General features: G+C 72.0%; 18 protein-coding genes, 1 tRNA gene and 1 pseudogene. 7 read left to right on the top strand and 13 right to left on the bottom strand.

Going from position 1 to position 21994, the window contains the following annotated elements:
- Positions 1-89: 89 nt before the first annotated feature.
- A complete protein-coding gene (locus AC0NH5_RS34130) occupies positions 90-2231 on the top strand; it encodes a transglycosylase domain-containing protein (protein WP_474411104.1) in 2142 nt (713 codons plus the stop codon).
- A 353-nt stretch (positions 2232-2584) separates the two neighbouring features.
- On the opposite strand, the gene AC0NH5_RS34125 is transcribed toward AC0NH5_RS34130, so the two are convergent.
- Both AC0NH5_RS34125 and AC0NH5_RS34120 read right to left on the bottom strand, forming a co-directional pair.
- A complete protein-coding gene (locus AC0NH5_RS34125) occupies positions 2585-3214 on the bottom strand; it encodes a TIGR03086 family metal-binding protein (RefSeq protein WP_474411102.1) in 630 nt (209 codons plus the stop codon).
- Positions 3215-3427: 213 nt separating this feature from the next.
- Positions 3428-5767: a cobyrinate a,c-diamide synthase gene (locus tag AC0NH5_RS34120; protein ID WP_474411100.1), complete on the bottom strand. Its 2340-nt coding sequence runs from the start codon at positions 5765-5767 to the stop codon at positions 3428-3430.
- Positions 5768-5904: 137 nt separating this feature from the next.
- On the opposite strand from AC0NH5_RS34120, the pseudogene AC0NH5_RS34115 reads away from it, so the two are divergent.
- Both AC0NH5_RS34115 and AC0NH5_RS34110 read left to right on the top strand, forming a co-directional pair.
- Positions 5905-6714, top strand: a pseudogene (locus AC0NH5_RS34115) (SURF1 family cytochrome oxidase biogenesis protein); the annotation flags it as partial.
- A gap of 195 nt (positions 6715-6909) precedes the next feature.
- The gene (locus tag AC0NH5_RS34110) at positions 6910-7344 is read left to right on the top strand and encodes a hypothetical protein (protein ID WP_474411098.1); all 435 of its coding nucleotides are present in this window, start codon (positions 6910-6912) and stop codon (positions 7342-7344) included.
- A gap of 34 nt (positions 7345-7378) precedes the next feature.
- On the opposite strand, the gene AC0NH5_RS34105 is transcribed toward AC0NH5_RS34110, so the two are convergent.
- The 9 genes from AC0NH5_RS34105 to AC0NH5_RS34065 all read right to left on the bottom strand — a co-directional run bounded on the left by AC0NH5_RS34105 (position 7379) and on the right by AC0NH5_RS34065 (position 17325).
- Complete coding sequence (locus tag AC0NH5_RS34105; protein ID WP_474411097.1) at positions 7379-8920, bottom strand: ATP-dependent DNA ligase; 1542 nt, start codon at positions 8918-8920, stop codon at positions 7379-7381.
- 21 nt (positions 8921-8941) lie between these two features.
- Entirely contained in the window at positions 8942-9142 is a 201-nt protein-coding gene (locus AC0NH5_RS34100; RefSeq protein WP_474411166.1) for a hypothetical protein, read from the bottom strand.
- 164 nt (positions 9143-9306) lie between these two features.
- Complete coding sequence (locus AC0NH5_RS34095) at positions 9307-10782, bottom strand: FAD-dependent monooxygenase (protein ID WP_474411095.1); 1476 nt, start codon at positions 10780-10782, stop codon at positions 9307-9309.
- A gap of 14 nt (positions 10783-10796) precedes the next feature.
- Entirely contained in the window at positions 10797-12146 is a 1350-nt protein-coding gene (locus tag AC0NH5_RS34090; RefSeq protein WP_474411165.1) for a M20/M25/M40 family metallo-hydrolase, read from the bottom strand.
- A 67-nt stretch (positions 12147-12213) separates the two neighbouring features.
- A complete protein-coding gene (locus tag AC0NH5_RS34085) occupies positions 12214-13293 on the bottom strand; it encodes a M48 family metallopeptidase (RefSeq protein WP_474411093.1) in 1080 nt (359 codons plus the stop codon).
- 148 nt (positions 13294-13441) lie between these two features.
- On the bottom strand, positions 13442-14968 hold the full coding sequence (locus AC0NH5_RS34080) for a cobyric acid synthase (RefSeq protein WP_474411091.1): 1527 nt from the start codon (positions 14966-14968) through the stop codon (positions 13442-13444).
- Positions 14965-15930, bottom strand: coding sequence for a cobalamin biosynthesis protein (locus tag AC0NH5_RS34075; RefSeq protein WP_474411089.1), 966 nt, complete (start codon positions 15928-15930; stop codon positions 14965-14967). Before AC0NH5_RS34075 ends, AC0NH5_RS34080 begins: the two co-directional genes overlap by 4 nt.
- A gap of 13 nt (positions 15931-15943) precedes the next feature.
- Positions 15944-16411 carry a hypothetical protein gene (locus AC0NH5_RS34070; protein ID WP_474411087.1) on the bottom strand — a complete coding sequence of 156 codons (468 nt, stop codon included), beginning with the start codon at positions 16409-16411 and terminating at the stop codon, positions 15944-15946.
- 275 nt (positions 16412-16686) lie between these two features.
- On the bottom strand, positions 16687-17325 hold the full coding sequence (locus AC0NH5_RS34065; RefSeq protein ID WP_474411086.1) for a single-stranded DNA-binding protein: 639 nt from the start codon (positions 17323-17325) through the stop codon (positions 16687-16689).
- Between the two features lie 177 nt (positions 17326-17502).
- Between AC0NH5_RS34065 and AC0NH5_RS34060 the strand changes: the two genes are divergently transcribed.
- Positions 17503-18585 (top strand): alpha/beta hydrolase, encoded by a 1083-nt coding sequence (locus AC0NH5_RS34060; protein WP_474411084.1) that lies wholly within the window; start codon positions 17503-17505, stop codon positions 18583-18585.
- Between the two features lie 13 nt (positions 18586-18598).
- A tRNA-Arg gene (locus tag AC0NH5_RS34055) sits at positions 18599-18671 on the top strand.
- A gap of 124 nt (positions 18672-18795) precedes the next feature.
- Here the strand turns inward: AC0NH5_RS34055 and AC0NH5_RS34050 are convergent.
- Entirely contained in the window at positions 18796-19395 is a 600-nt protein-coding gene (locus AC0NH5_RS34050; RefSeq protein WP_474411082.1) for a maleylpyruvate isomerase mycothiol-dependent enzyme family protein, read from the bottom strand.
- 121 nt (positions 19396-19516) lie between these two features.
- Here AC0NH5_RS34050 and AC0NH5_RS34045 point away from each other — a divergent pair, with 121 nt between their 5' ends.
- Positions 19517-20344 carry an SAM-dependent methyltransferase gene (locus tag AC0NH5_RS34045; RefSeq protein WP_474411081.1) on the top strand — a complete coding sequence of 276 codons (828 nt, stop codon included), beginning with the start codon at positions 19517-19519 and terminating at the stop codon, positions 20342-20344.
- A 3-nt stretch (positions 20345-20347) separates the two neighbouring features.
- Here AC0NH5_RS34045 and AC0NH5_RS34040 read toward each other — a convergent pair whose 3' ends face one another.
- A complete protein-coding gene (locus AC0NH5_RS34040; RefSeq protein WP_474411080.1) occupies positions 20348-20917 on the bottom strand; it encodes a hypothetical protein in 570 nt (189 codons plus the stop codon).
- A gap of 180 nt (positions 20918-21097) precedes the next feature.
- On the opposite strand from AC0NH5_RS34040, the gene AC0NH5_RS34035 reads away from it, so the two are divergent.
- The gene (locus tag AC0NH5_RS34035; protein WP_474411078.1) at positions 21098-21982 is read left to right on the top strand and encodes an SPFH domain-containing protein; all 885 of its coding nucleotides are present in this window, start codon (positions 21098-21100) and stop codon (positions 21980-21982) included.
- The last annotated feature ends 12 nt before the right edge of the window (positions 21983-21994 follow it).

The following is a 21994-nucleotide window of genomic DNA, read 5'->3' as shown; positions in this document are numbered from 1 at the left end:
ACCCCGTCAGCCACTTCCGTTTCATGGTTTAGATGTCTCACTTCGGGCGTTCCGGGGGAACGTGAACGCATTTGTCATACCTTCAAGGAGTGACGAGCCGACGCCTCACCGTAGCCGGAAGAGTCGCCCTCCTGATTCGAGCCGGACTCATCGCCGGCCTGGTCGTCGCCGGTCTCTCCTATCCCCTGGCCGCCCTCGCCGGGATGGGAGTGAAAGCCGGCACCGACGCGCTGGAGAAGATGCCCGAGGAACTCATCGAGGTTCCACCGGCACAGAGCACGTACGTTTACGCCGACGACGGCAAGACGCTGCTCACCATGTTCTACGAGGAGCACCGCAAACGGACCCCGCTGGCCGCCATGTCGCCGTACATCACCAAGGCGATAGTCGCCTCCGAGGACTCCCGCTTCTACGAACACAACGGGGTCGACGCCAAGGGCGTGGCCCGCGCCTTCGTCGCCAACCAGAAGGCCGGCGGCGTCTCCCAGGGTGCGTCGACGCTGACCATGCAGTACGTCCGGATGGCGCTGCGCGACGGGGCGAAGACGCCGAAGCAGGCGCTGGAGGCCACCGAACAGACGGCGGCGCGCAAACTGCGGGAGATGCGGCTCGCCATCGAGGTGGAGCAGCGCCTCTCCAAGGACGAGATCCTGGAGCGGTACCTGAACGCGGCGTACTTCGGGCACCGGGCGTACGGGATCTTCGCGGCCGCCCAGGTGTTCTTCTCGAAGACGCCGAAGGACCTGACGCTCACCGAGGCCGCCCTGCTCGCCGGGCTCGTCAAGGCGCCGTCCGCGTACGACCCGGCGACCAAGGACCAGCGGGCCGCGCTCCAGCGCCGCAACTACGTGATCGACCAGATGCGCAAGATCGGCGCGATCACCGCGGAGCAGGCCGCCACCGCCCGCAGATCGAAGATCAAGCTGCGGCTGTCGCACCCGCCGAACGACTGCGTCTCGGTCGCCCGCAAGCACAACGACTGGGGCTTCTTCTGCGATTACTTCCGCAGCTGGTGGCGCGAACAGCCGGCCTTCGGCCGGACACCGCAGGAGCGTGAGGAGAACCTGCGCCGCGGCGGTTACCGGGTGGTCACCTCCCTCAACCCCGAGATCCAGGGGTACGCGATGAAGCACGTCCTGGACAAGGAGAAGCGTTCCAGCCCGTTCGCCCACGGGCAGGTGATCGTGCAGCCGGGCACCGGCCGGCTGCTCAGCATGGCGGTGAACCGGCGGTACTCCCTGGACCAGGAGAACAACGGCCGGCACAGTGACTGGTCGCTGGGACGCGACGTGAAGGGCAACTATCCCAACACGGTGAACCCGCTGCTCGGCGGCGGTTCGATGGCCGGTTACCAGGCCGGCTCCACCTTCAAGATCTTCACGATGCTGGCCGCCCTGGAGGAGGGCATGCCGCTGTCGACCTCGTTCTACTCCCCCGACCGGTACTACTCGAAATACATCACCGCGCCCGGACCGGCGACCTGCGGCAACAATTGGTGCCCGAAGAACTCCACCAAGTCGATGACCGGTAACCAAACCATGTGGAGCGGGTTCGGCAAGTCCGTCAACACGTACTTCGTGCAGCTCGAGGAACGCGTCGGCGCGGACAAGGCGGTCAAGATGGCCGAACGGCTCGGTCTGCGGTGGCGCACCGAGGTGGACCGCCGGCTCGCCAGCCCCGAGCACGCCTCCGGGTGGGGCGCCTTCACCCTGGGCGTCAGCGACGCCACCCCGGTGGAGATGGCCAACGTCTTCGCCACGCTGGCCGCCGAAGGCATGTACTGCGAGCCGCTGCCCGTCCAGTCCATCCGCAAGGCCGACGGCAGCCACGCCGTGCACGGCGGCAAGCTCGTCGCCGCACCCCGCTGCCACCGCGAGCTGAGCGTCAACGTGGCCCGCGCGGCCACCGACGCCGCCCGCTGCGTCACCGGTTACGGCGCGGCCCGCGGCAGCTGCGGCTGGGGCACGTCAGAGATGGTCCACGCCACGCTCGGCCGGCCGGTGGCCGGCAAGAGCGGCACCACCGACGGCAACAAGACCGCCTGGTTCAGCGGTTACACCCCCCAGCTGGCCGCGGCCGCATTCGTGGCCGACCCCGACAACCCCGAACACGTGGTCGGGACGAGCCGCGGAACGATCTCGAAGTTCACCGTCGCCCAGACCCTCCGCGACGCCCTCAAGGGACAACCGAAGGAGAGGTTCAAGCCGCCCTCGGACAAGCTGGTTCGCTGAGCCGCCCGCGCACGCCCGGCCAGGCCCCGGCGACCCGACCAGCGCGCCACCCACGCGACGCCGCCACTGAGGCGCCGCAGCACTGAAGCGGCGCAGCCATCCACGCGGCGCAGCCATCCACGCCGCGCAGCCATCCACGCCGCGCAGCCATCCACGCCGCGCAGCCATCCACGCCGCGCAGCCATCCATTCGTGGCCGGGTGCCACCCGCAGCCGGGGACCCCCAACTCACGGGCGGGGCGCCAGCCACCCGGGCCGGACGCCGGCGGCCCACTCAGCGCGGGCCGCCGGCCCTTGCCGAGCGCGGGCCACCGGCCCGGGCCGACCGCCGGCGCCGGGCGCCGGTGGGGTCTGTCAGCGGCGCAGGCGGGCGGCAGGGACGTCGCGTGACCGTGGGGGCCGCCAGGCCGGGTCGCGACCGGCCAGGCCGACCGCCTGGCGCAGCAGGTCCTCCTCCGGGTCGACGGTGACGACCGGGCCGAACAGGCCGGGTGTCCCCTCGGCCGGACCCTGACCGAGGAACTCGACCAGAATCTCCAGGGTCCGCGGATCGGCGGCATAGTCCTGCCCGGTGGCGCGAGCCAGATCCCAGCCGTGCATGACCAGCTCGTTGACCGCGACCATGCCCATGACGGTGGCCGGCAGCGTGACGCCGCCGGCCAGGGCCGTCCCCGTCCAGGCGGACGGGTCCTTCCACGCGGTGGCCAGCTCCTCGATCAGCACCGGCAGACGGCTGCGCCACTGGGGCGAAAGGTTGGCGGCGGACGGCTGCGGAGGCGGGCCGTCGGTGCCGGGGGCGTCAGCGCGTTTGCGTGCCGCCTGGGTGAATGCGAAAGACAGGCCCATCAGGTGATCCAGCAGGGCCGCGACCGGCCAGCCGGGGCAGGGAGTCGGCTCGGCCAGGTCGGCGTCGTCGACGCCGAGCAGCAGGGCCCTGATCTGACGAACCGGCGGATCGAAATCCAGCGGCAGACGGTCGGCCACGATCCCCTCCTTCGCTTGTGGTGTGCCTCACGGTACGAGGGGGGTGCGACACTTTCCGGGTGCCGGCATCGGCTTTCGCACGCTGGGTCGTTTCCGGCGGTGGTACGTGCCGCGCAGGTCTGCGATATGCCTTCGCCCACAGCCGACCGGCCCACCGGAACTCCGGTGGGCCGGTCGGGAAGCACTGATTTCAGGACGCGGTGAGCGGGCCGATCAAGGGTGGACAGCGGGGTCCTTGGCCGGGCGGCCGTCCGGTGCGCCGGGTTCGCCGTCCGGACCGAAACCGAGGTCGGGGCCGCTATGGCCGTACCCCTGCGGTCCTTCATGGCCGTAGCCCTCCGGCCCGTATCCCTGCTGGCCGTTATGGCCGTAACCGGCCGCACCGTCGTGGCCATAACCCTGCGGACCGTGGTGCCCGTAGCCCGACGGGCCGTCGTGTCCGTATCCCTGTGGTCCATCGTGTCCGTATCCCTGCGGGCCGTCGTGTCCATAGCCCGCGGGTGCGTCGAGGCCGTGCCCCTGTGAGCCGCCGTGGCTGTGACCCTGCGTGGCATCGGGGATGAAGCCGGGTGGCGGCAACGGTCCGGAGTCGATCGGCGAGTGCCCGACGCCCGGCAGAGTGGCAGCCGGGTCGTACTCGGAGGCCAGGCCCGACCCGGGACCGGACACCACACCCGGCCCGGAACCCGACGGCATCGCCGGACCGGACCCCGGCGCAAGAGCCGGGCCGGAACCGGGGGCCGGAGCAGGGCCGGAACCGGGGGCCGGAACCGGACCGGAACCGGGGGCCGGAGCAGGGCCGGAATCGGGGGCAGATGCCGCACCCGAGCCCGGAATCATCGCCGGAGCGGAGCCGGGAGCCACGCCGGCGCCCGGTCCGTGCGGCGATGCCAGGCCCGCGGCCGGCGCCATCGCGGGCACCGGAGCGGCCGGTGGCAGGCTGGGCGGCATCGGGGGCATGACCGGCAGTGGCGGCAGCGGCGGAGCGGGCGGCGGTGGCGGAGCGGGCGGCATCACACCGGCCGCGGGCCCGACGGGCACGGGGTGCTGGGGCGCGCCGGGGTGCGGGGGCGGACCGGGGTGCGAGGGCGGACCGGGGTGCGAGGGCGGACCGGGGTGCGGCGGCGGGCCGGTTTGCGGACCCGGCGGCGGACCGGAATGCGAGCCGGGATGCGGACCGGATTGCGGGCCGGGATGCGGACCGGATTGCGGGGCGCCCTGGGCTCCGGCGAGCGCCGCCACCACCAGTCGCTTGGCGATCTCCGGAGCGGCGGCCCAGTGCAGGCCGAGCTGGGAGGCGTGCACCTGGCGCCAGACGAAGCCTTCCGGGTTGCCGCCGGCCCAGGTCCAGGCGGGCGCCGAGCCGGCACGCGGCGTGACGATGGCCCGGTGCTGCTTGTAACCGGTGATCCGGGCGCCGGCCGGGGCCAGCACCGAGTTGCCGGGCGCGGTCGCCTCGCGATAACCGGCGACGGTCTGCTCACCGGAGGTGGCGGTGATGTCCAGCACGCCGCACATCGGGCGGCCGTCGAGTTCGCGGCCCAGCCACGGCAGGGCGACCCCCTCGGCCACGATCGGCCCGCCCTCCCGGGCGAACTGCGCGACGGCCGCACCGAGCCGGCGGTTGGCGGAGAGCTCCTCGGCGTACCCCTCGGGAAGACCGGCACCGACCACCAGCCCGCGCGTGCCCGGCGGGAGCGCCTCGTCCCGCAGCGGGTCGAGGACCGCGACGTCGGCGCCCGCGGCAGTGAGCAGCTCCGCCGTCTCCACGTAGGTGTAGGGGGCGCCCTGTCCCCCGGCCAGGGCGATCACCGGCCGCTGGTCGAACGACTCGCCGCCGACCGCCTCGGCCGGTGTCCAGATCGGGCCGGGCAGTGACGGCGCCGAGCCGGCCAGGGCCATCAGCCGGTCCAGGTCGAGCATCCCGGTGATCGCCTCGCCGAGACGCCGCACGGCGCGGCTGGCCTCGACGGTGCGGTCCGCGACCGGCACCAGACCGTGCACCCGCGCCGGGAGGACGTTGGGCAGGTCACCGCGGTGCAGCGCGCCCAGCACCGGCATCCCGATGTCGTCCATGGCGCTGCGCAGCATCTGCTCGTGCCGTGGGGAGGCGACCCGGTTCAGGATGACGCCGCCCAGGTGCACCATCTCGTCGAACATCCGGAAGCCGTGCACCAGCGCGGCCAGCGAGTGGCCCATCGCGGCCACGTCGACGACGAGGACCACGGGGGCGCGCAGGGAGGCGGCCACGGCCGCGGTGCCGTCGATCTCCGGCTGGCCGGTCAGGCTGTCGAACAGGCCCATCGCGCCCTCGACGACGGAGAGCTGGGCGCCCGAGGCGCCGTGCAGGAACAGCGGGGCGACACGCTGGGCGCCGACCAGGCGCGGGTCCAGGTTGCGGCCGGGACGGCCGGCGGCCAGACCCAGGTACGCCGCATCGGTGTGGTCCGGGCCGACCTTGAAGCCCGCGGTCGGCACGCCACGCGCCGTCAGTGCGGCGAGCAGCCCGACGGCTATCGCTGTCTTGCCGTGGCCGGACGACGGCGCGCTCACGACCAGACGAGGCTGGGCGGTGATCAATCTCTCCCCCGAGGGTTCCGCGTTCGACGGCCACGTGATAGTGACTGCCGGGATGTCGCAGACTACCTGGCAGCGGCGGGTCGCACCGCCTGGCCAGGTAGCCTCGGGGCGTGTACCGGTTCCTGCTGACGCCCCGCTGGCTGGCCGCCGCGGCGCTGACTGTCGTCGCCGCGGTGATCATGGTGATGCTCGGCAACTGGCAGCTGCGCCGGTACCAGGAACGCACCGCCATCAATGAACGGATCGACTCCGCGAACTCCGCGCCGGCCGTTCCGCTGACGTCCCTGCTCGCCGCGCCGACCGCTGCCGGCACGCCGGGCCCGGCCCCCGGCGAGTCGCTGGCCTGGACAAAGGTGACGATGACCGGGCGGTACGACCCGTCGCACGAGATCCAGGCGCGGGGCCGCACGGTCGGGAGCGAGGTCGGCTTCGAAATCGTCACCCCGCTGCTTCTCGACGACGGGACGGCGGTCCTGGTGGACCGGGGATGGGTGCCCGCACCGCCCGGTGGGGCCCTGGCCTCGCCGGATGTGCCGCCGGCCCCGACGGGACAGGTAACGGTCGTCGGACAGGTTCACCTGTCGGAAAGTCGACCTGCCCCGATCGAACGACGGGACGGCCGGTTGGACACCCGGCGGATCAGCCTGCCGCGGCTGGCGACCGAGGTGCCGTTCCCGGTGTACGGGGCGTACGTGCTGCTGAGGGAGCAGACGCCGGCGGCTGATCCGGCCTTCGTGCAGGTGCCGATCGGGCATGAGGACGCCTGGCAGAACGGCGGCTACGCCGTCCAGTGGTGGCTCTTCGCGGGGATGGCTTTCCTGCTCTTCGGCTGGCAGGCCCGCCGCGAGGCACACGGCCTGGACGGGCCGGCCGGCAGCAGGCCGGCCGCGCCCGCGACGCATGACCGGGTCGCCGAGGCCGACCAGCGGCGCGCGAACCGCCCTCGCGACCGGGTCGAAGAAGCCGACCAGCGGCGCGCGGAACGTCCCAGGGACCGGGTCGAGGAGGCTGACCAGCGCCGGGCCGCCGCCCGTTCCTCGACTGCGACGGCTGAGTCGGGTGAGGACTCGGGCGGCCGTCTCGCGGCGCCGGGCGACGCCGATTAGGGTCGGCGCATGAGCTTTCCGCCGGATGACCCGTGGAGCGTGCCGGCGCCCGCTCCGGTCTCCTCCGATCCGGCGGAGACCAGCCCGGAGACCGGTCCGGTGATCGTTGCGATCGCCGAGATCGAAGTCACCTCGACCGTGGTGCGCACGCCCGTCGGTGATCTCCCGCTCGCCGGGTCGCAGTGGCAGGTCACCGATCACTGGCACGGCCAGCGGCGCACGCCGGCCTGGGCCAGGATCGCGGCAATCGTCGGCATCTGCGTCACGTTCGGGCTCAGCCTGCTGTTGCTGCTGGTCAAGGAGACGGCGGCACAGGGCACCGTGCATGTGACCGTGACCAGCGGATCCCGGCAATATGTGGCCCGCATCCCGGTGCACCGGGAGGACGACATCGCCTCGATCAACCAGCAGGTCAATTACGTCCGGAGCCTGGCCGCCCTCTGACCCGCACCGCCCGGCTCGGGTGGGCGCCGGTTCTTCAGCCGAGCGGCTGGTGACCGCCGACAGCGCGGACCATGTCGATGGTGTCCGCCTCCGCGGCGGTCTTGTCGTCCCGGTAACGCAGCACCCGGGCGAACCGCAGCGCGACCCCGCCCGGATAGCGCGGTGACGTCTGCACCCCGTCGAAAGCGATCTCGACCACCTGCTCGGGGCGGACCTGCACGACCCACCCGTTGTCGGAGACCGCCAGCTCCTTGAACCGCTCCGTCTGCCAGCGCAACAGCTCGTCGGTGAGGCCCTTGAAGGTCTTGCCGAGCATGACGAACCCGCCGGTCCGCGGGTCGCGGGCGCCGAGGTGCAGGTTGGACAGCCAGCCACGCCGTCGGCCGTTGCCCCACTCGACCGCCAGCACGACCAGGTCGAGCGTGTGCCGCGGTTTGACCTTGACCCAAGCGCCGCCGCGACGGCCCACGTCGTAGGGCGCCTCGGGCGATTTGACCACGACGCCCTCCTGGCCGGCGGCGAGAGCGGCGGCGAACGCGGCCGCTGCCTGCTCCGCCGTCTCGACGGTTTCCCGGCCGACGGCCAGCTCGGCGGGCAGCGTGTCGGCGAGGGCCGCCCAGCGCACCCGGCCGGGCTCGTCGAGCAGGTCGGTGCCGTCGAGGTGGAGGAGATCGAAGAAGTACGGCACGAGGGCGATGTCCTGGGTCGCCCCACCACGGCCGGCGCCCCGGGTGGCGGCCCGGCTGGACGTCTCCTGGAACGGCCGGGGGCGCCCGTCCGCGTCGAGCGCCATCGCCTCACCGTCGAGAATGGCCTCCCGGACCGGCAGCGCCCGGACCGCGGCGACCACGTCCGGCAGGCGGCTGGTGATGTCGTCGAGGCTGCGGGTGAAGACGGCCACCTCGTCACCGGAGCGGTGCACCTGGATCCGGATGCCGTCGAGTTTGGTGTCCACCACCGCCGGGACGCCGGTGGTGAGCAGGGCCGCCGCCACGTCCGGCGCGCTCTGGGCCAGCATCGGGCTCAGCGGTGTGCCGACGCTCAGGTGGATCTCGGCCAGTGCGGGCGCGCCGCCGGTGAGGGCGGCGTGGGCGACCTGTTTGAGGTCTCCGGCGAGCAGGAGCGCACGTCGTACCGCTGTGGGGGGAACCTGCGCGGCCGAGGCGATGGCGTCGGCCAGCAACCCGGCCTGCGCGCCCTGGCGCAGCTCGCCGCTGAAGAGGCCGACCAGCAGGCGTTGCTCGTCGGCGGTGGCCGCACCGAAGAGCGCGCCCACCGCGTCGCGCCGGCGTGCCTGCGAGCCGGCGCCGGCGATCGTCGAGATCTCGGCGATCGCCGCGTCGACGCCGGACACGGTGAGGGTGGCCGCCGCGGCCGGCGGCGGCAGATCACGCAGGCCCGCATAGCCCACGCCGGTCTGCCGTTGGCGCAGCTCGCCGGCGAGGAACGCGGAGCCGGCCGTGATCTCACAGGGTTCGAGGCGGCGCAGCGCGCCGGCCAGCAGCTCGATCTTGGCCTTACGACCGGAGGTCGCGCTGACGGCGGCCGACGTCGCCGCTATGTCGAGGAAGAGCACAGACCCATCCTGGCAGCTTCGTCACGCGGCTGCCCTGGGCTCCGCGACGCGGTAGCCCCTGGCGCGCACCGCGTCGGCGACCCGGGTCAGCTCCGAGTCGAGGGCGCAGAGCACCTTGGAGAGCTCCTCGAGATGGTCCTTGAGGCTGGCGTCGTCCCACCCGGAGACGTCGACGTCCCCGAGCGCGCGGGCGGCGACCCGCAGTCGTGCGATCGACTCGATCCGATCACGAGTCCGGAGCCGATCGAGGGTGTTACGCGGGCCGGCGGGCTTGGCCCGGACCACGCGGCTGGTCGCGGCGGGCGAACTCATCGAACGCATGTTCGAATCCTAACAGGATTGATCGTCCGCGCCACCCTGCTGATCGGGTTGTGGGAAACCGCCGATCACCGCGCCATGGCGTGCCGGAAGCGCTCCTCCGCGTCGGCCGGCTCGGCCCGGGCGGCGACGAATCCGTCCGGCCTGACCAGATAGAACGACCCCGGCCGCAGGGCGGTGGCGGGTGCCGGCGGGAAGGTGTGCACCGGGATGCCGAGGTCGGGGGCGGCGGCCTCGTCCACTCCCCCGTACCCGTGGACCTGCCAGCACGCGGCTCGAAGAACCTCGTAGTTGCCGCCGGTCCACGGCAGCCGGCGCCCGACCACCGGGTCGCGGCGGCCGCCGGAGGTCCGGGCGTCCGGGGAGAGGCGGTAATGGATGCGGATCTGCGCGACGTACTGGAACAGCCGGGAGCCGCCGGAGACGCGGGGCAGCACGCGCACGCCGATCGGCGCGAGCAGCGGGACCACGATCCGGCGCAGCAGGCGGAACGGCAGCCGGCTGGAGGTGACGAACCCGAACAGCCGGTCGGTGGTGCCGACCAGCATGCGGGCGACCGGACGGCGCTCCGCCTCGTACCGGTCGAGCCAGCTGTCGCGGCGCCGGCCGCGCAGCACGTCGGCGAGCTTGAAGGCCAGGTTGTGCGCGTCCTGCAGGCCGGTGTTCATGCCCTGGCCACCGACCGGCGAGTGCACGTGGGCGGCGTCGCCGGCCAGCAGGAACGGACCGTCGCGGAAGGCGGCGGCGACCCGGTGGTGCACCCGGTACGTCGCGAACCAGCGTGCCTCGGCGTACTCGACGCCGAACGCCGCCCGCATCCGGGCGCGGGCGTCGTCCTCCTCCAGCCGGCCGTTGCCGTCCACGTCGCGGACCAGGCCGATCAGCCGCCACCCGTCGCCCCGCATCGGGAAGGCCAGCAGGAAGTCCTGGCCGTCCGGGCGCACGTTGACCGAGTCCGGCACCAGCCCGGTGGCGGTGGTGGCGTCCAGCACGAAGAACCGGTGCGGGTTGGTGACACCCTCGAATTCGATCCGCCGGGCCCGGCGGACCACCGAGTTGGCGCCGTCGCAGCCGACACAGAACCGGGCCCGCACGGTGTCGTTGCCGACTTTGGCCTCGACGCCCTCCTCGGTCTGCACCACCGCGGTGACCGGGCTCTCCCAGAACACCTCGCCGCCGAGCTTGCGCAGGTTGTCGTAGAGCAGCTCCTCGTTGCGGCTCTGCTCGAGGACCTGAATGAACGGGTACGGCGTCTGGCCGGTGCCGAGCGGCCCCAGCGGGATCCGGCCGAAGGCGCGCGCACCGAACCCGGGCGCCAGCGCCACCGCCGGGCGCGCCGCCTCCAGCACGTGGTCACCGATGCCGAGCTGGTCGTAGATCTCCAAGCTGCGCGCCTGCACGACCAGCGCGCGCGACTCCCGCGTCGGGCCGTCCTTGCCGTCCGCGACGATCACCTGGACCCCGAGCCGGGTCAGCCAGTTGGCGAGCATCAGGCCGGTCGGGCCGGCGCCCACCACCAGGACCTCACACGACAAGTCGGACATCGGTCACCTCGTTCCTACTTTTTCGTCAAGGTCTCCGCGACGTTCTTGAGCAGCAGGGCCTCGGCGACGCAGACGCGCTCGAACTCGCCCAGGTGCAGGCTCTCGTTCGGCCCGTGCGCGCCGGAGAAGGGGTCCTCCACGCCGGTCACCAGGATCGCCGCGGCGGGGAACAGCTCCTGGAAGGTGGCGATGAACGGGATGGATCCACCGACGCCCATGTCCACCGGGTCGGTGCCGTCCCAGGCGGAGCGGAACGCGGCGCGGGCCGCGTCGAACACCGGACCGGTCGCGTCGATCACACACGGCGCGCCGTCGCTCTCCAGCTCGAGCAGCAGCTCGGCGCCCCACGGCACGTTCTTCTCAAAGTGGGCGCAAACCGCTGCGTACGCCGACTTGGGGTCGTCGCCCGGCGCCAGCCGGACGCTGATCTTCGCCCGGGCGGACGGCTGCAGCGCGTTGGCCGCCTCCAGCGTGCGCGGCGCGTCGATGCCCAGCACCGAGATCGACGGCTTGGTCCAGATCCGATCGGTGATGGAGCCCTTGCCGATCAGCTCGACGCCGTCGAGGATCCCGGCCTCGTGGCGGAACCGGTCCGCCGGGTAGTCGACACTGGCGCCCTCACGGCCCGCCAGGCCCTCGACGGCGACCTCGCCCGCGTCGTCGTGCAGGGTGCTCAGCAGCCGGGCCAGGGTGATCAGCGCGTCCGGCACCGGGCCGCCGAACATGCCGCTGTGCACCGCGCTCTTCAGCACCCGGACCTCGACGAACATGTTGACCAGGCCGCGCAGCGAGGTGGTCAGCGCGGGCTGCCCGATGTCCCAGTTGCCGGAGTCGGCGATCACGATCACGTCGGAGCGCAGCTCCTCCAGGTGCTCGTTGATGATCGCGTCGAGGGAATCCGATCCGTACTCCTCCTCGCCCTCGACGAAGACGACCACGCCGACCGGCAGCTGGTCGCCGAACGCGCGCAGCGCGGCGACGTGCGCCATCACACCGGCCTTGTCGTCGGCGGCGCCCCTGCCGTAGAGGCGGCCGTCGCGCTCCACCGGCTCGAACGGGTCACTGGCCCACAGCGCCGGGTCGCCCGCCGGCTGCACGTCGTGATGCGCATAGAGCAGCACGGTCGGTGCTCCGGGCGGGGCTGCCTTGCGGCCGATCACGGCCGGCTGGCCACCGTGCCGCACGATCTCGGTCGCCAGGCCGCACCCGCGCAGCAGCTCGGCGACCGCCTCGGCGGACCGCTCGACGTGCGTGTGGTCGAAGCCCTCGAAGGCGACGCCCGGGATCCGCACCAACCGTTCCAGGTCGGCACGGACACCGGGCAGCTCCCGCGCGATGGTGGCGCGCAGATCGGATTCACTCAAGCTCATGCCGCCGATCGTAGGCCGCGGTTGTGACAGCCTCGGCCCGGCAACGGCCGACTGCCGCCGATCAGGCGTCCGGCGTACCCTCCGAGCCGTTCTCTCCGCGGCTGCGGCGACGCGCGTCGCTCGCCCAGTTCATCGCCCGGCCCGCGGCCGACCCGGCGAGGTCGGCGGCGCCGCCGCCGAGCCGTCGCACGAGCCCCACCAGGGGGTCCTGCGAGTGCGCGAAGTCCTCCCGGTACGCGTTCGCGGCGGCCTTCACGTCCTCGGAGACCGACGCGTCGCCGTCCGAGTCGCGGCGCGGATAGTCACCGGACACGATCCGCGCGTACTCCCCCGAGTCGATCCACTTGCGCAGCTCGGCGGCGCGGGCCACCGGGACCGGGTGGGTGCTCCACGCGGTCAGGCCGATCTTGTGGAAGCTGTCGCGCAGGTCGCCCCCGCCCTCGTATTCCACGGCCTGCTCCAGGAACGCGGCGGTGTCGATCTGGGAGAGGTCGCCGCCGCCGGCCAGCTTCATCAGCAGCCGCAGCGAGGCGGCCGGGTCCTGACCGGCGAGCAGCCCGGCCCGGTCGGCGGAGAGCTCGGCCTTGCGCCACCACTCCATCATCGCGCCCATGATCGCCCGCAGGGCCAGCGCGCCGACCGGCAGCCAGCTGATGTTCGCCGCCCAGCTGGTCAGGATCATCATGATGGTCTTGTAGACGGCGTGGCCGCTGCGCACGTGCCCCAGCTCGTGCCCGAGCAGGGCGCGCAGCTCGTCGTCGTCCAGCTTCTCCACGGCCGCCGTGGTGATCACGATGAACGGCCGGTCCAGGCCGATCGCCTGGCCGTTGATCACCGGATTCTGCGTCACGTAGAGCTCGGGCAGCTCGGCGATGTCCAGCGTGCTGGCCGCCTCGGTGAACCGCTGGTACACCCGCGGGTACTGCCGGTGATCCACCCGGATGGATCCGGCCAGGAAGGTGAGCCGGAAACCCCGCTCGTTCCACATCCCGAAGAACGTCTTCACCACGTCGTCGAAGCCGCGCAGCTCACGCAGGGCGGACAGCGCGCCACGGTCGGCCGGGTGCTCCCAGGCCCGCGAGCTGATCCCGGTCAGGGTGACCCGGCGGCGTACCGGCCGGTTCTCCTCGTCGGTCGTCATCGATCCCACCCCGTTCCCCACCGCTGACGCGGCGGTCAAGGCTCCGTCCGGCAATGTCTGAGCAGCACCCCGGCCTCGTTCGTGCCCGGCCGCCGCGCCCGCGACCAACGTACGCCCGAAGCGCAAACGTGTCGTCAGGGTCGGCCCCTTACGGGGCGCCCGGCGGGACGAACGGCAGACCGGGGGTGACACCTTTCTCGATCAGCCGCCACAGCGCATCCGTGTCGAGGTGCTCCTCGACCAGATCGCCGAGCACGTCCAAGGCCCGTTCCCGGACCGCCGCATACCGGGTGCCGGGAGCCACCGCGAAACCGCGCCGGCCGGCCTGCTCGGCGACCCGGGTCAGGAACCGGCGGCGGAACTCGTCCGACTCGAAGGCGCCGTGCCAGTGCGTGCCGTAGACGTTTCCGGCCACGGCGCCCTCCGGCCGGCCGTCGGCGTGGTGCAGCAGCGGATCGGGGGCGGTCGTCACGGCGTACCCGTGATGGATCTCGTAACCGTGCACCGGCGCACCGAGAGCGGACCCGGAGGAGTGGGCCAGGGTCTTGCGGGCCGCGAAGCGGATCGTCACCGGCAGCAGGCCGAGCCCGGGCACCGTGCCGGCACCGCTCTCCACCTCGTCGTCGATGCTCTCGGAGAGCATCTGGAAGCCGCCGCAGATGCCCAGCAGCGGCTTGCCGGCGGCGGCGTGCGCGCGGACGGCGTCGGCCAGGCCGGTCTCCCGCAGCCAGGCGAGATCGGTCACGGTGGCCTTGGAACCGGGCAGCACCACCAGATCGGCGTCGGCGATCTCGGCCGGCTCGACGGTGATCCGCACCTGCACGCCCGGCTCGGCGGCGAGGGCCTCGGCGTCGGTGGCGTTGGAGATCCGGGGCAGGCGGATCACCGCGACGCGCAGCCACTCGGTGCCGTGCGGCGCGCCCGGACGGCCGAGGGTCCGGCCGTACGCCAGGGAATCCTCGGCGTCGAGCCAGACGTCGAGGTGGAACGGCAGCACGCCGTGCACCGGCCGGCCGGTCGCCGCGGTGATCATGTCGAGCCCGGGACGCAGGATGCTCAGGTCACCCCGGAATTTGTTGATCACGAAGCCGGCCACCAGCTCCTGATCCTCCGGCGCCAGCAGCGCCAGGGTGCCGAAGAAGGCGGCGAAGACACCGCCGCGGTCGATGTCGCCGACGACGACGGTGGGCAGGCCGAAGCGGCGGGCCAGGCCCATGTTGACGAAGTCGCCGGAGCGGAGGTTGATCTCGGTGGGGCTGCCGGCGCCCTCGCAGACGAGGACGTCGTACTCGTCGCGCAGGCCGGCGAAGGCGGCGAAGGCGGCTTCGGCGAGGCGCGGCCTCAGGGAGCGGTAGTTGCCGGCGGTGACGGTGTCGACGGCCTCGCCGAGAAGGACCACCTGGCTGGAACGGTCGCTGCCGGGTTTCAGGAGCACCGGGTTGAACCGGATGTCCGGGGCGATGCCGGCGGCGGCGGCCTGCATGGCCTGCGCCCGGCCGATCTCGCCGCCCCGGCCGTCGGCGGTCACCACGACCACCGAGTTGTTGGACATGTTCTGCGCCTTGAACGGGGCCACCCGGACGCCGTTGCGGTGCAGCCAGCGGCAGATGCCGGCGGTCAGGATGCTCTTGCCGGCGTCCGAGGTGGTGCCGGCGATCAGGAGACCGCCGGTCATCGGCGGGCTTTCCCGAGGACGGCGGCGCGCGCCGTCGCCACCGCCGCGGCCAGACCGAGCGCCACCACTCCCACGGCGCCCGACACGCGTGCCGCCCGGCGCAGATGCTTCGCCGACGGTTTCGGCCCGTCGCCCAGGAACGGCCGGGTCTCACTGCGTCCGAAATAGACGTTGCGCCCGCCGAGCCGCACGCCCAGCGCCCCCGCCATGGCCGACTCGCACTGTCCCGCGTTCGGCGACGGGTGATCGTTCCGGTCGCGTCGCCACACCCGAAGCACCTCCTGGGGCCGGCCACCGGCCACCGGGGCGACCGCGGCGGTGATCAGCCCGGTCATCCGGGACGGCACCAGGTTCAGCACGTCGTCGAGCCGCGCCGACGCGGTGCCGAACCGGGCGTACCGCGGCGACCGGTGCCCGACCATCGCGTCGAGCGTGTTCGCCGCCCGATATCCGAGCAGTCCGGCCGGTCCCAGCAGCGCGCCCCAGAACAGCGGCGCCACGACCGCGTCCGAGGTGTTCTCCGCGACCGACTCGACCGTCGCCCGGGCCAGTTCCGGCTCGTCCAGGGTGGACGGGTCACGGCCGCACAGGTGGCTCAGCCGGCCCCGCGCCGCGTCGAGGTCCCGGCTCTCCAGGTGACGAGCCATGATCCGGGATTCCTTACGGAGCGTACGACCGCCGAGCACCGTCCAGGTGGCGGCGGTCGTGACCGCGAACCGCACCACCGGCAGGTCACGAGTCGCCCGGGAGGCCGCCAGCCCGGCCAGGACCGGAACGCCCACGGCCACCATGGTGAAGACGGCGCCGGCCGGCCGGGTGGGCCGGTGGATCCGGCGTTCCAGGGCCGCCGCGGCAGTCCCGAACCCGGCCACCGGATGAAATCTCCGCGGATCGCCGGCCACCGCGTCCAGGAGGTATCCGGCGATCAGGCCGGCCGCGTCCGCGGTCCACCGTCGTGGCACTGCACTCCCCTCGTCAGCGGCCGGAGGGCGTCAGGTCGAACGCCCACACCGCCAGGCCCGAAGGACTGTCGGCGTCTTCCGGGTACGGCACCGGCTCCAACTCGCCCCAGGCGATCGAGCCGGGCGCCCGGTCCTCGAGGAACTCGAGGACGATGCTCCGCAGATCGTTCGTCACCCGGAACTCCTCGGTGAACGGCAGGTCGCCCGGCTTGCAGGTGCCGGCCGAGCATCGCAGCTGGCCCGCCACCGCGTCGTGCCAGACGTAGAAAGTCACGGTGCCCTGGTGACCGGAATCAGCCACCTGGCTCCGCAACGTTGTCGCGGTCTCCTCGAACACGGTTACCACCTCGTCGGCTGACAACCCCATCCGCTCGTGCGGCGGCGCGCCGAACCAGTGCGTGTTGGCCTCTTCGGCCGCCTGATCCCCCGGTGAGAGCACCACCGTCTCGGTCACGATGGCGCGGATGTCCTTCAACAGCACGGCCTCAGTCTGCCGCGTGGCGCGGTGATCACCCCACCCGGGCCGCTCCGACGGCCGGTCCGTTGCTCCGGACTGATCGGCCCATCCCGATCGAAGGACCCCTGAGGACCCGGCTGACCGATCGGCCCATCCCGATCGAAGGACCCCGCGCGTCGTCAGGAAGGCACCGGCGGCCCGGCCGGGCGACCCCTCCCGGGCCGGGCCGCCGGGCGCCACCACCGGCCGCGGATCTGCAGGAAGATCAACGTCCACCGGCGGCGGCGACCCGGGAATGCCTACGCGGGTACGGGTTCGCGCCGCCCACCCCGCCGCGACCGGCGACCGTCGTTCGGCGGTGCGGGCACCGGCTCCTCCTCCGGGGCCGGCTCGTCGGTCTCCTGCTCGATGCCGGCCACCACTTCGAGGAAGGTGGGCGCGGACTCACCGGGGAGCCGTTCGGGCAGGCCGTCGCCGTACCCGATCGGCACTTCGGCCTCGCTGACCGGCACCGACGGCTCGCCCCGCGAGATCGTGTCGTCGTCCGGCGCCTCGATCGCGCTGGTCGGGTTCGGCTTGTTGCGGTAGAACCGGTCACGGCCCCGGCTCAGGTCGTGCCCGATGGAAAAGGCCTCCATCTCGTACGAGACACGCGTCTTCTTGTCCTCGTCGACCCAGTCACGGGTGTAGAGGCGGCCGTAAACGATCACCGGGTCCCCGACCATGACGGAGGAGGCCACCCCCTCGGCGAGCCTGCGCCACGCGGTGACCCGGACGCGCAGCGTGTTGCCGTCCACCCAGTGGCCGGTCTCCCGGTCGAAGCGGCGGGACGTGGAAGCCACCCGGAAGTTGGCGACCAGCGCGTTGGAGGTGGTGGTGCGCCGCCACTCGGGCGGGGTCAGAACATTGCCGACCAGAGCGATGTGAGTGTCGAACACGGTGTTTCTCCCTCGGACGTCGGTGCATCGGTCGAGGCAGAGCTTGGCCGGTCCGCGAACCGCCGGGGGATCTTGCGGACGCGGCCTGTGGACAGGCCGCGGTTGTGGATGACGGCCCCGCTCGACACGGCGATCTGATATGGCGCGGCGGACCGTACTCATGGGTAACCTGGGGCTGTGGAGACCGACGTCCTGGGGTGGCCGTACGAGCGGCACAACATCGATCTGGGCACCGACGACGAGGGTCCCGTTGTGGCCACGCTGGTGCGCCGCCGGGCCGAGACGCCGACGCGGCGGGCCGTGCTGCACGTCCACGGCTTCGTGGACTACTTCTTCCAGACCCACATGGCCGACTTCTTCGTCGAACGCGGCTGGGACTTCTACGCGCTCGACCTGCGCAAGTACGGCCGCAGTCTGCTGCCGCACCAGACGCCCAACTTCGCGCGCAGCCTCACCGACTACTTCCCCGAACTGGACGAGGCCGCCCGGATCATCCGCCAGGACGACGGCCACGACCAGCTGCTGGTCACCGGCCACTCCACCGGCGGCCTGATCACCTCGCTGTGGGCGCACACCCGCCGCCGCCGGGGCATCATCGACGGACTGTTTCTGAACAGTCCGTTCTTCGACTTCAACTATCCCTGGCTGGTCCGCCGGCCGCTGCTGGCCACCATCCTGGCCGTGGGGGGCCGCTCCCCGTACCGCAAGATGCCCGTCGCCTCGGCCGGTCTGTACGGGCAGAGCCTGCACAGCGACCACCACGGGGAATGGAACTACGACCTGTCCTGGAAGCCGATCCTCGGCTTCCCGGTGCGAATGGGCTGGCTCGAGGCGATCCGGCGCGGCCAGCGCCGGCTGCGCGCCGGTCTCGACATCGACGTGCCGGTGCTGGTCGCCTGCTCGGACCGCACCTACCGCGGCCGCCAATGGCACGACGACATCCGGGTCTCCGACTCCGTCCTCGACGTGGAACACATCACGCGCTGGGCGCCGGGCCTCGGGCCGCGGGTCACCATCGCCCGGTTCAACGGCGGCATGCACGACCTCACCCTCTCCGGCAAGGAGGTACGCACGGAGGTGTTCCGTGAGCTGGGCCGCTGGGTCGACGCGTACCTGCCGACGCCGGGCACGCCCGAGATCGAGGTGCCGCCGGCGCCGGAGGATCAGGCGGGCGTCACGACCGCCCTGGAGGCCGCCGAAGCCGCGGTGGAGAACGCCGCAGTCGACGAGGCGGACGACAGAACCGGCATGACCGCCTAGTATGTGCTGGCCAGCGCTCGTAGCTCAGCGGATAGAGCAACGGACTTCTAATCCGTCGGTCGCAGGTTCGAATCCTGCCGGGCGCGCCCCCTTCCCAGTCCCCTCCCCCGATCTCCAGCCGGAAGGCGTGGAGCGCACCACGCCGGCGTGGTTCCGTGCCAACCGGATCACATCGCGGGCTTCCGAGCCGCTCCGAAGACGCCGGCCGACTCAGTCGTTGTCCGCGGGCGGGGCGCCGTGCCACCTCCACTTCTGCGGGCGCGGGTGTCCGGGCAGGTCGAGGCGACCGGTGGCCCACCGCAGCACGGTCCACGGGTCGAGGGCGGCGAGCGTGGCCGGCGTGTCCGGGAACAGCCGAGCGAGCACACGGGCGCAGACGTCGCGCGGTGCGTTGAGATCCACACCGAGTCCCTCGGCGATGTCGTGGCTGTGTACGAGCGTCTCGACGCACCCCATGGCGGCAAAACCTTCCGGGTCCGCGATCCCGCTGGGGTGATAGGCGCGAACGTCCGACGGTGCGGCGCGCACCGTCGCGGCGAGGATGCCGCCACCGGCGACAGCGAACTCCACCACCTCGACGGGGGTGGCATCGGGGTCCGCGTCGGCCATGAAGCGGACGTAGCGGGTGGTCGGTCGGGCGACGAGCTGAGCGGCGTAGGACAGCAGACAGTCGCCGATGTGCTCGGCGGTGTGCCAGCAGTCCCACTCCAGCGCGCCGGCACGGGTGGACCAGTCCCGGTCAGTGATCGGCTCCAGTGCGTCGCTCAGCGCGGCGAGCGCGGAGTCCAGGTCGTCGGCGGTGACGGTCATCGTGGCCCCTCGGTCGTTCGTGCGGTCGGATGCAGCAAGACGGTACGGGGCCGCTTTCAACGACATACTTCGATAGCCTCAGGGCGGTGACGGCGTTCCGCAGCGAAGGGTGGTGGGTGCCATGACCGCTGACGAGTCGGTTCCTCCGGGCGTCGACATCTCGAAGCCCAGCATCGCCCGCGTCTACGACTTCATGGTCGGCGGCAAGGATCATTTCGCCGTCGATCGGATGGCGGCCGAGCGCGCCCTGCAGATCATGCCGGATGCTCTGGAGGCCGGCCGGGCGTGCCGCGCCTTCCTGCGCCGGGTGGTGCGTTTCCTGGCGGTCGAGGCCGGCGTCCGGCAGTTCCTCGACGTCGGCTCAGGCCTGCCCACCGAGACCAACGTGCATCAGGTCGCCCATGGGGTCGACCCCACCGCCCGCGTCGTCTATGTCGACAACGATCCGATGGTCTTCGTGCACGGGCAGGCGCTGATCGCCGGTGACGGCACGACCCGGCTGATCGAGTCCGACGTCCGCGAGCCGCAACGGCTTCTCGACCACCCCATGACCCGGGCCCACCTCGACTTCAACCGGCCGATCGGGCTGCTGCTCTTCTCGATCCTGCACCATGTGCACGACGACGAGCATCCCGAACAGATCGCCGCCGTGCTGCGTGACGCCCTGCCGCCGGGCAGCCACCTGGCGATCATCCATTTCTGGGATCCGGGCGACGAGCACCCGGCGATCTCGGCCAAGGTCAAGGACGCGGAGCGCGTGTTCAACGAGACGCTCGGCACCGGCCGGTGGCGCAGCCGCGCCGAGATCGAAGGCTTCTTCGGCGACTTCGAGCTGGTCGAGCCCGGCCTGGTTCCGCTCGCCGAGTGGCGGCCCGGCACCGAGGCGCCGGCCCAGCAGAAGGACACCTATTACACCGTGCTCGGCGGGGTGGCTCGCAAACCGGGCTGACGATCAGGCGTCCGGCGCGAGGTCCGGAGCCGGGTCAGCGGCCGGCTTCCGCGTCACCTGCAACTCCCGGGACACGTCCCGGTGGTTGCCGGTGAGGGCCTCCCGGTCTGTCGCCGACAGCAACGTCGCGCTGACGATCGTCTCGTCCTCCGGTGCGTTCTCCTGCGGGCACGGCCCACCCGGCGGCGGCATCATCGTGATACCCGAGATCCCGGCGACCGGCCCGGTGATCCGGAACCCGGTGATCTCCCGGCCGTACCCTCGGCGTTCGCCGGCGACGGCCGCCCCGAGATCGGTGTGCCCGAAGATCCGGTCGTGCGTCATGGTGAACGTGCGGTCGGCGCCGTCGCGGCGGCAGACCACCCGGTATTCGTCGATGGTCGTGTGGGCGAGCCGGAACGTCACCTCGGCGGCGTTGGCCTCGAAGACGGCGTCGTTCCAGCCGAACGCCTTCTGCACGTCGGCCCGGTCGACGAAACCGGTCATGGTGGCGCGGTCGAACTTGACGGCCGCGTGCGCCGGGGTGGGCGCCAGCAGGGTGCCGATCGCGGCGATGACGAGAACCGAGCGCATACCTGCCTCCGAAACAGCGGGACGCGACCCGACCGATGGTCCCACGCGATCCCCGCGGTGAGCCGGGGAACACGGGAACCCGCTGGTCGGGTCAGGTTGGTTTGATCTACTGGCTTAACCTCGGAGACACAGCCGCGGTTGTCGGTGCGGCCCGTTTCCCGAGCAGGAGTTGCGATTTCGTTGTTCGTCCTCGGCATCATTCTCGCCGCCGTCGCGGTCATCGCCCTTCTGGCAGCCGTCGGCCTCAAGGCGGACAAGTCCCGCCGTCAGGCTTTTCTGACTTTCGGTGGCGCGACGGTCCTCGCGATCGCCTGCATCGTGGCGGCCAGCATCACCGTCGTGCCGACCCGCAACGTGGGCATCGTGACCAGCTGGAACAAGCCGACCGGCCGGACCACCGGCGCCGGTCTGCAGTGGACACTGCCGTGGCAGGGCATCGACGAGTGGGACGCTTCCGGTCAGACCTATTCTCACCTGGGCGATCAGTGCGTGTGGGTGACCATCGCGGCGCAGCGCCGGGCGTGCATCCCGGTGCAGATCGAGTGGTCGGCGAAGGCCGAGAAGGCGCCGGAGAACTGGGCGGCGTACCGCGAGGTGGGTGACCGGAGCCGGTTCGAGGTGTTCGTCGAGCGGCGGGTGAACCCGCAGATCAACGGTGCCATGACGTCGATCTTCGCCGACTTCGACCCGCTCGGCTCGGTCGACGTGACCAGCGGTGACGCGCCCGCGCCCGACCTCAACAAGACCTACAAGGAGACGCTGGTCACGGCTCTGAACACCGAGCTGGGCGACGAGATCGTGGTCAAGTCGGTGGCGTTCGAGTCGCCGCGCTACGACGAGCCGACCACGCAGGCGATCGCCGCCTACGGCCAGAAGATTCTTGAGGCGCGCAACCTGGAGATCGACAAGGCGAACGCGAAGACCCGGGCGGAGATCACCCGGACCGACGCGAGCGTCGACCAGGTGGCGCGCTGCCTGCAGATCGCCGAGAAGCTCGGCAAGGAGCCGGGTCTCTGCATGGGCGCGGCGGTCTCGCTGACCCGGCCGGTCGGTTCCACCGAATAGAACCCTTTTTCA

The organism is Actinoplanes sp. 13 (assembly GCF_056134165.1).
This window is presented reverse-complemented; position numbering and strand designations above follow the sequence as displayed.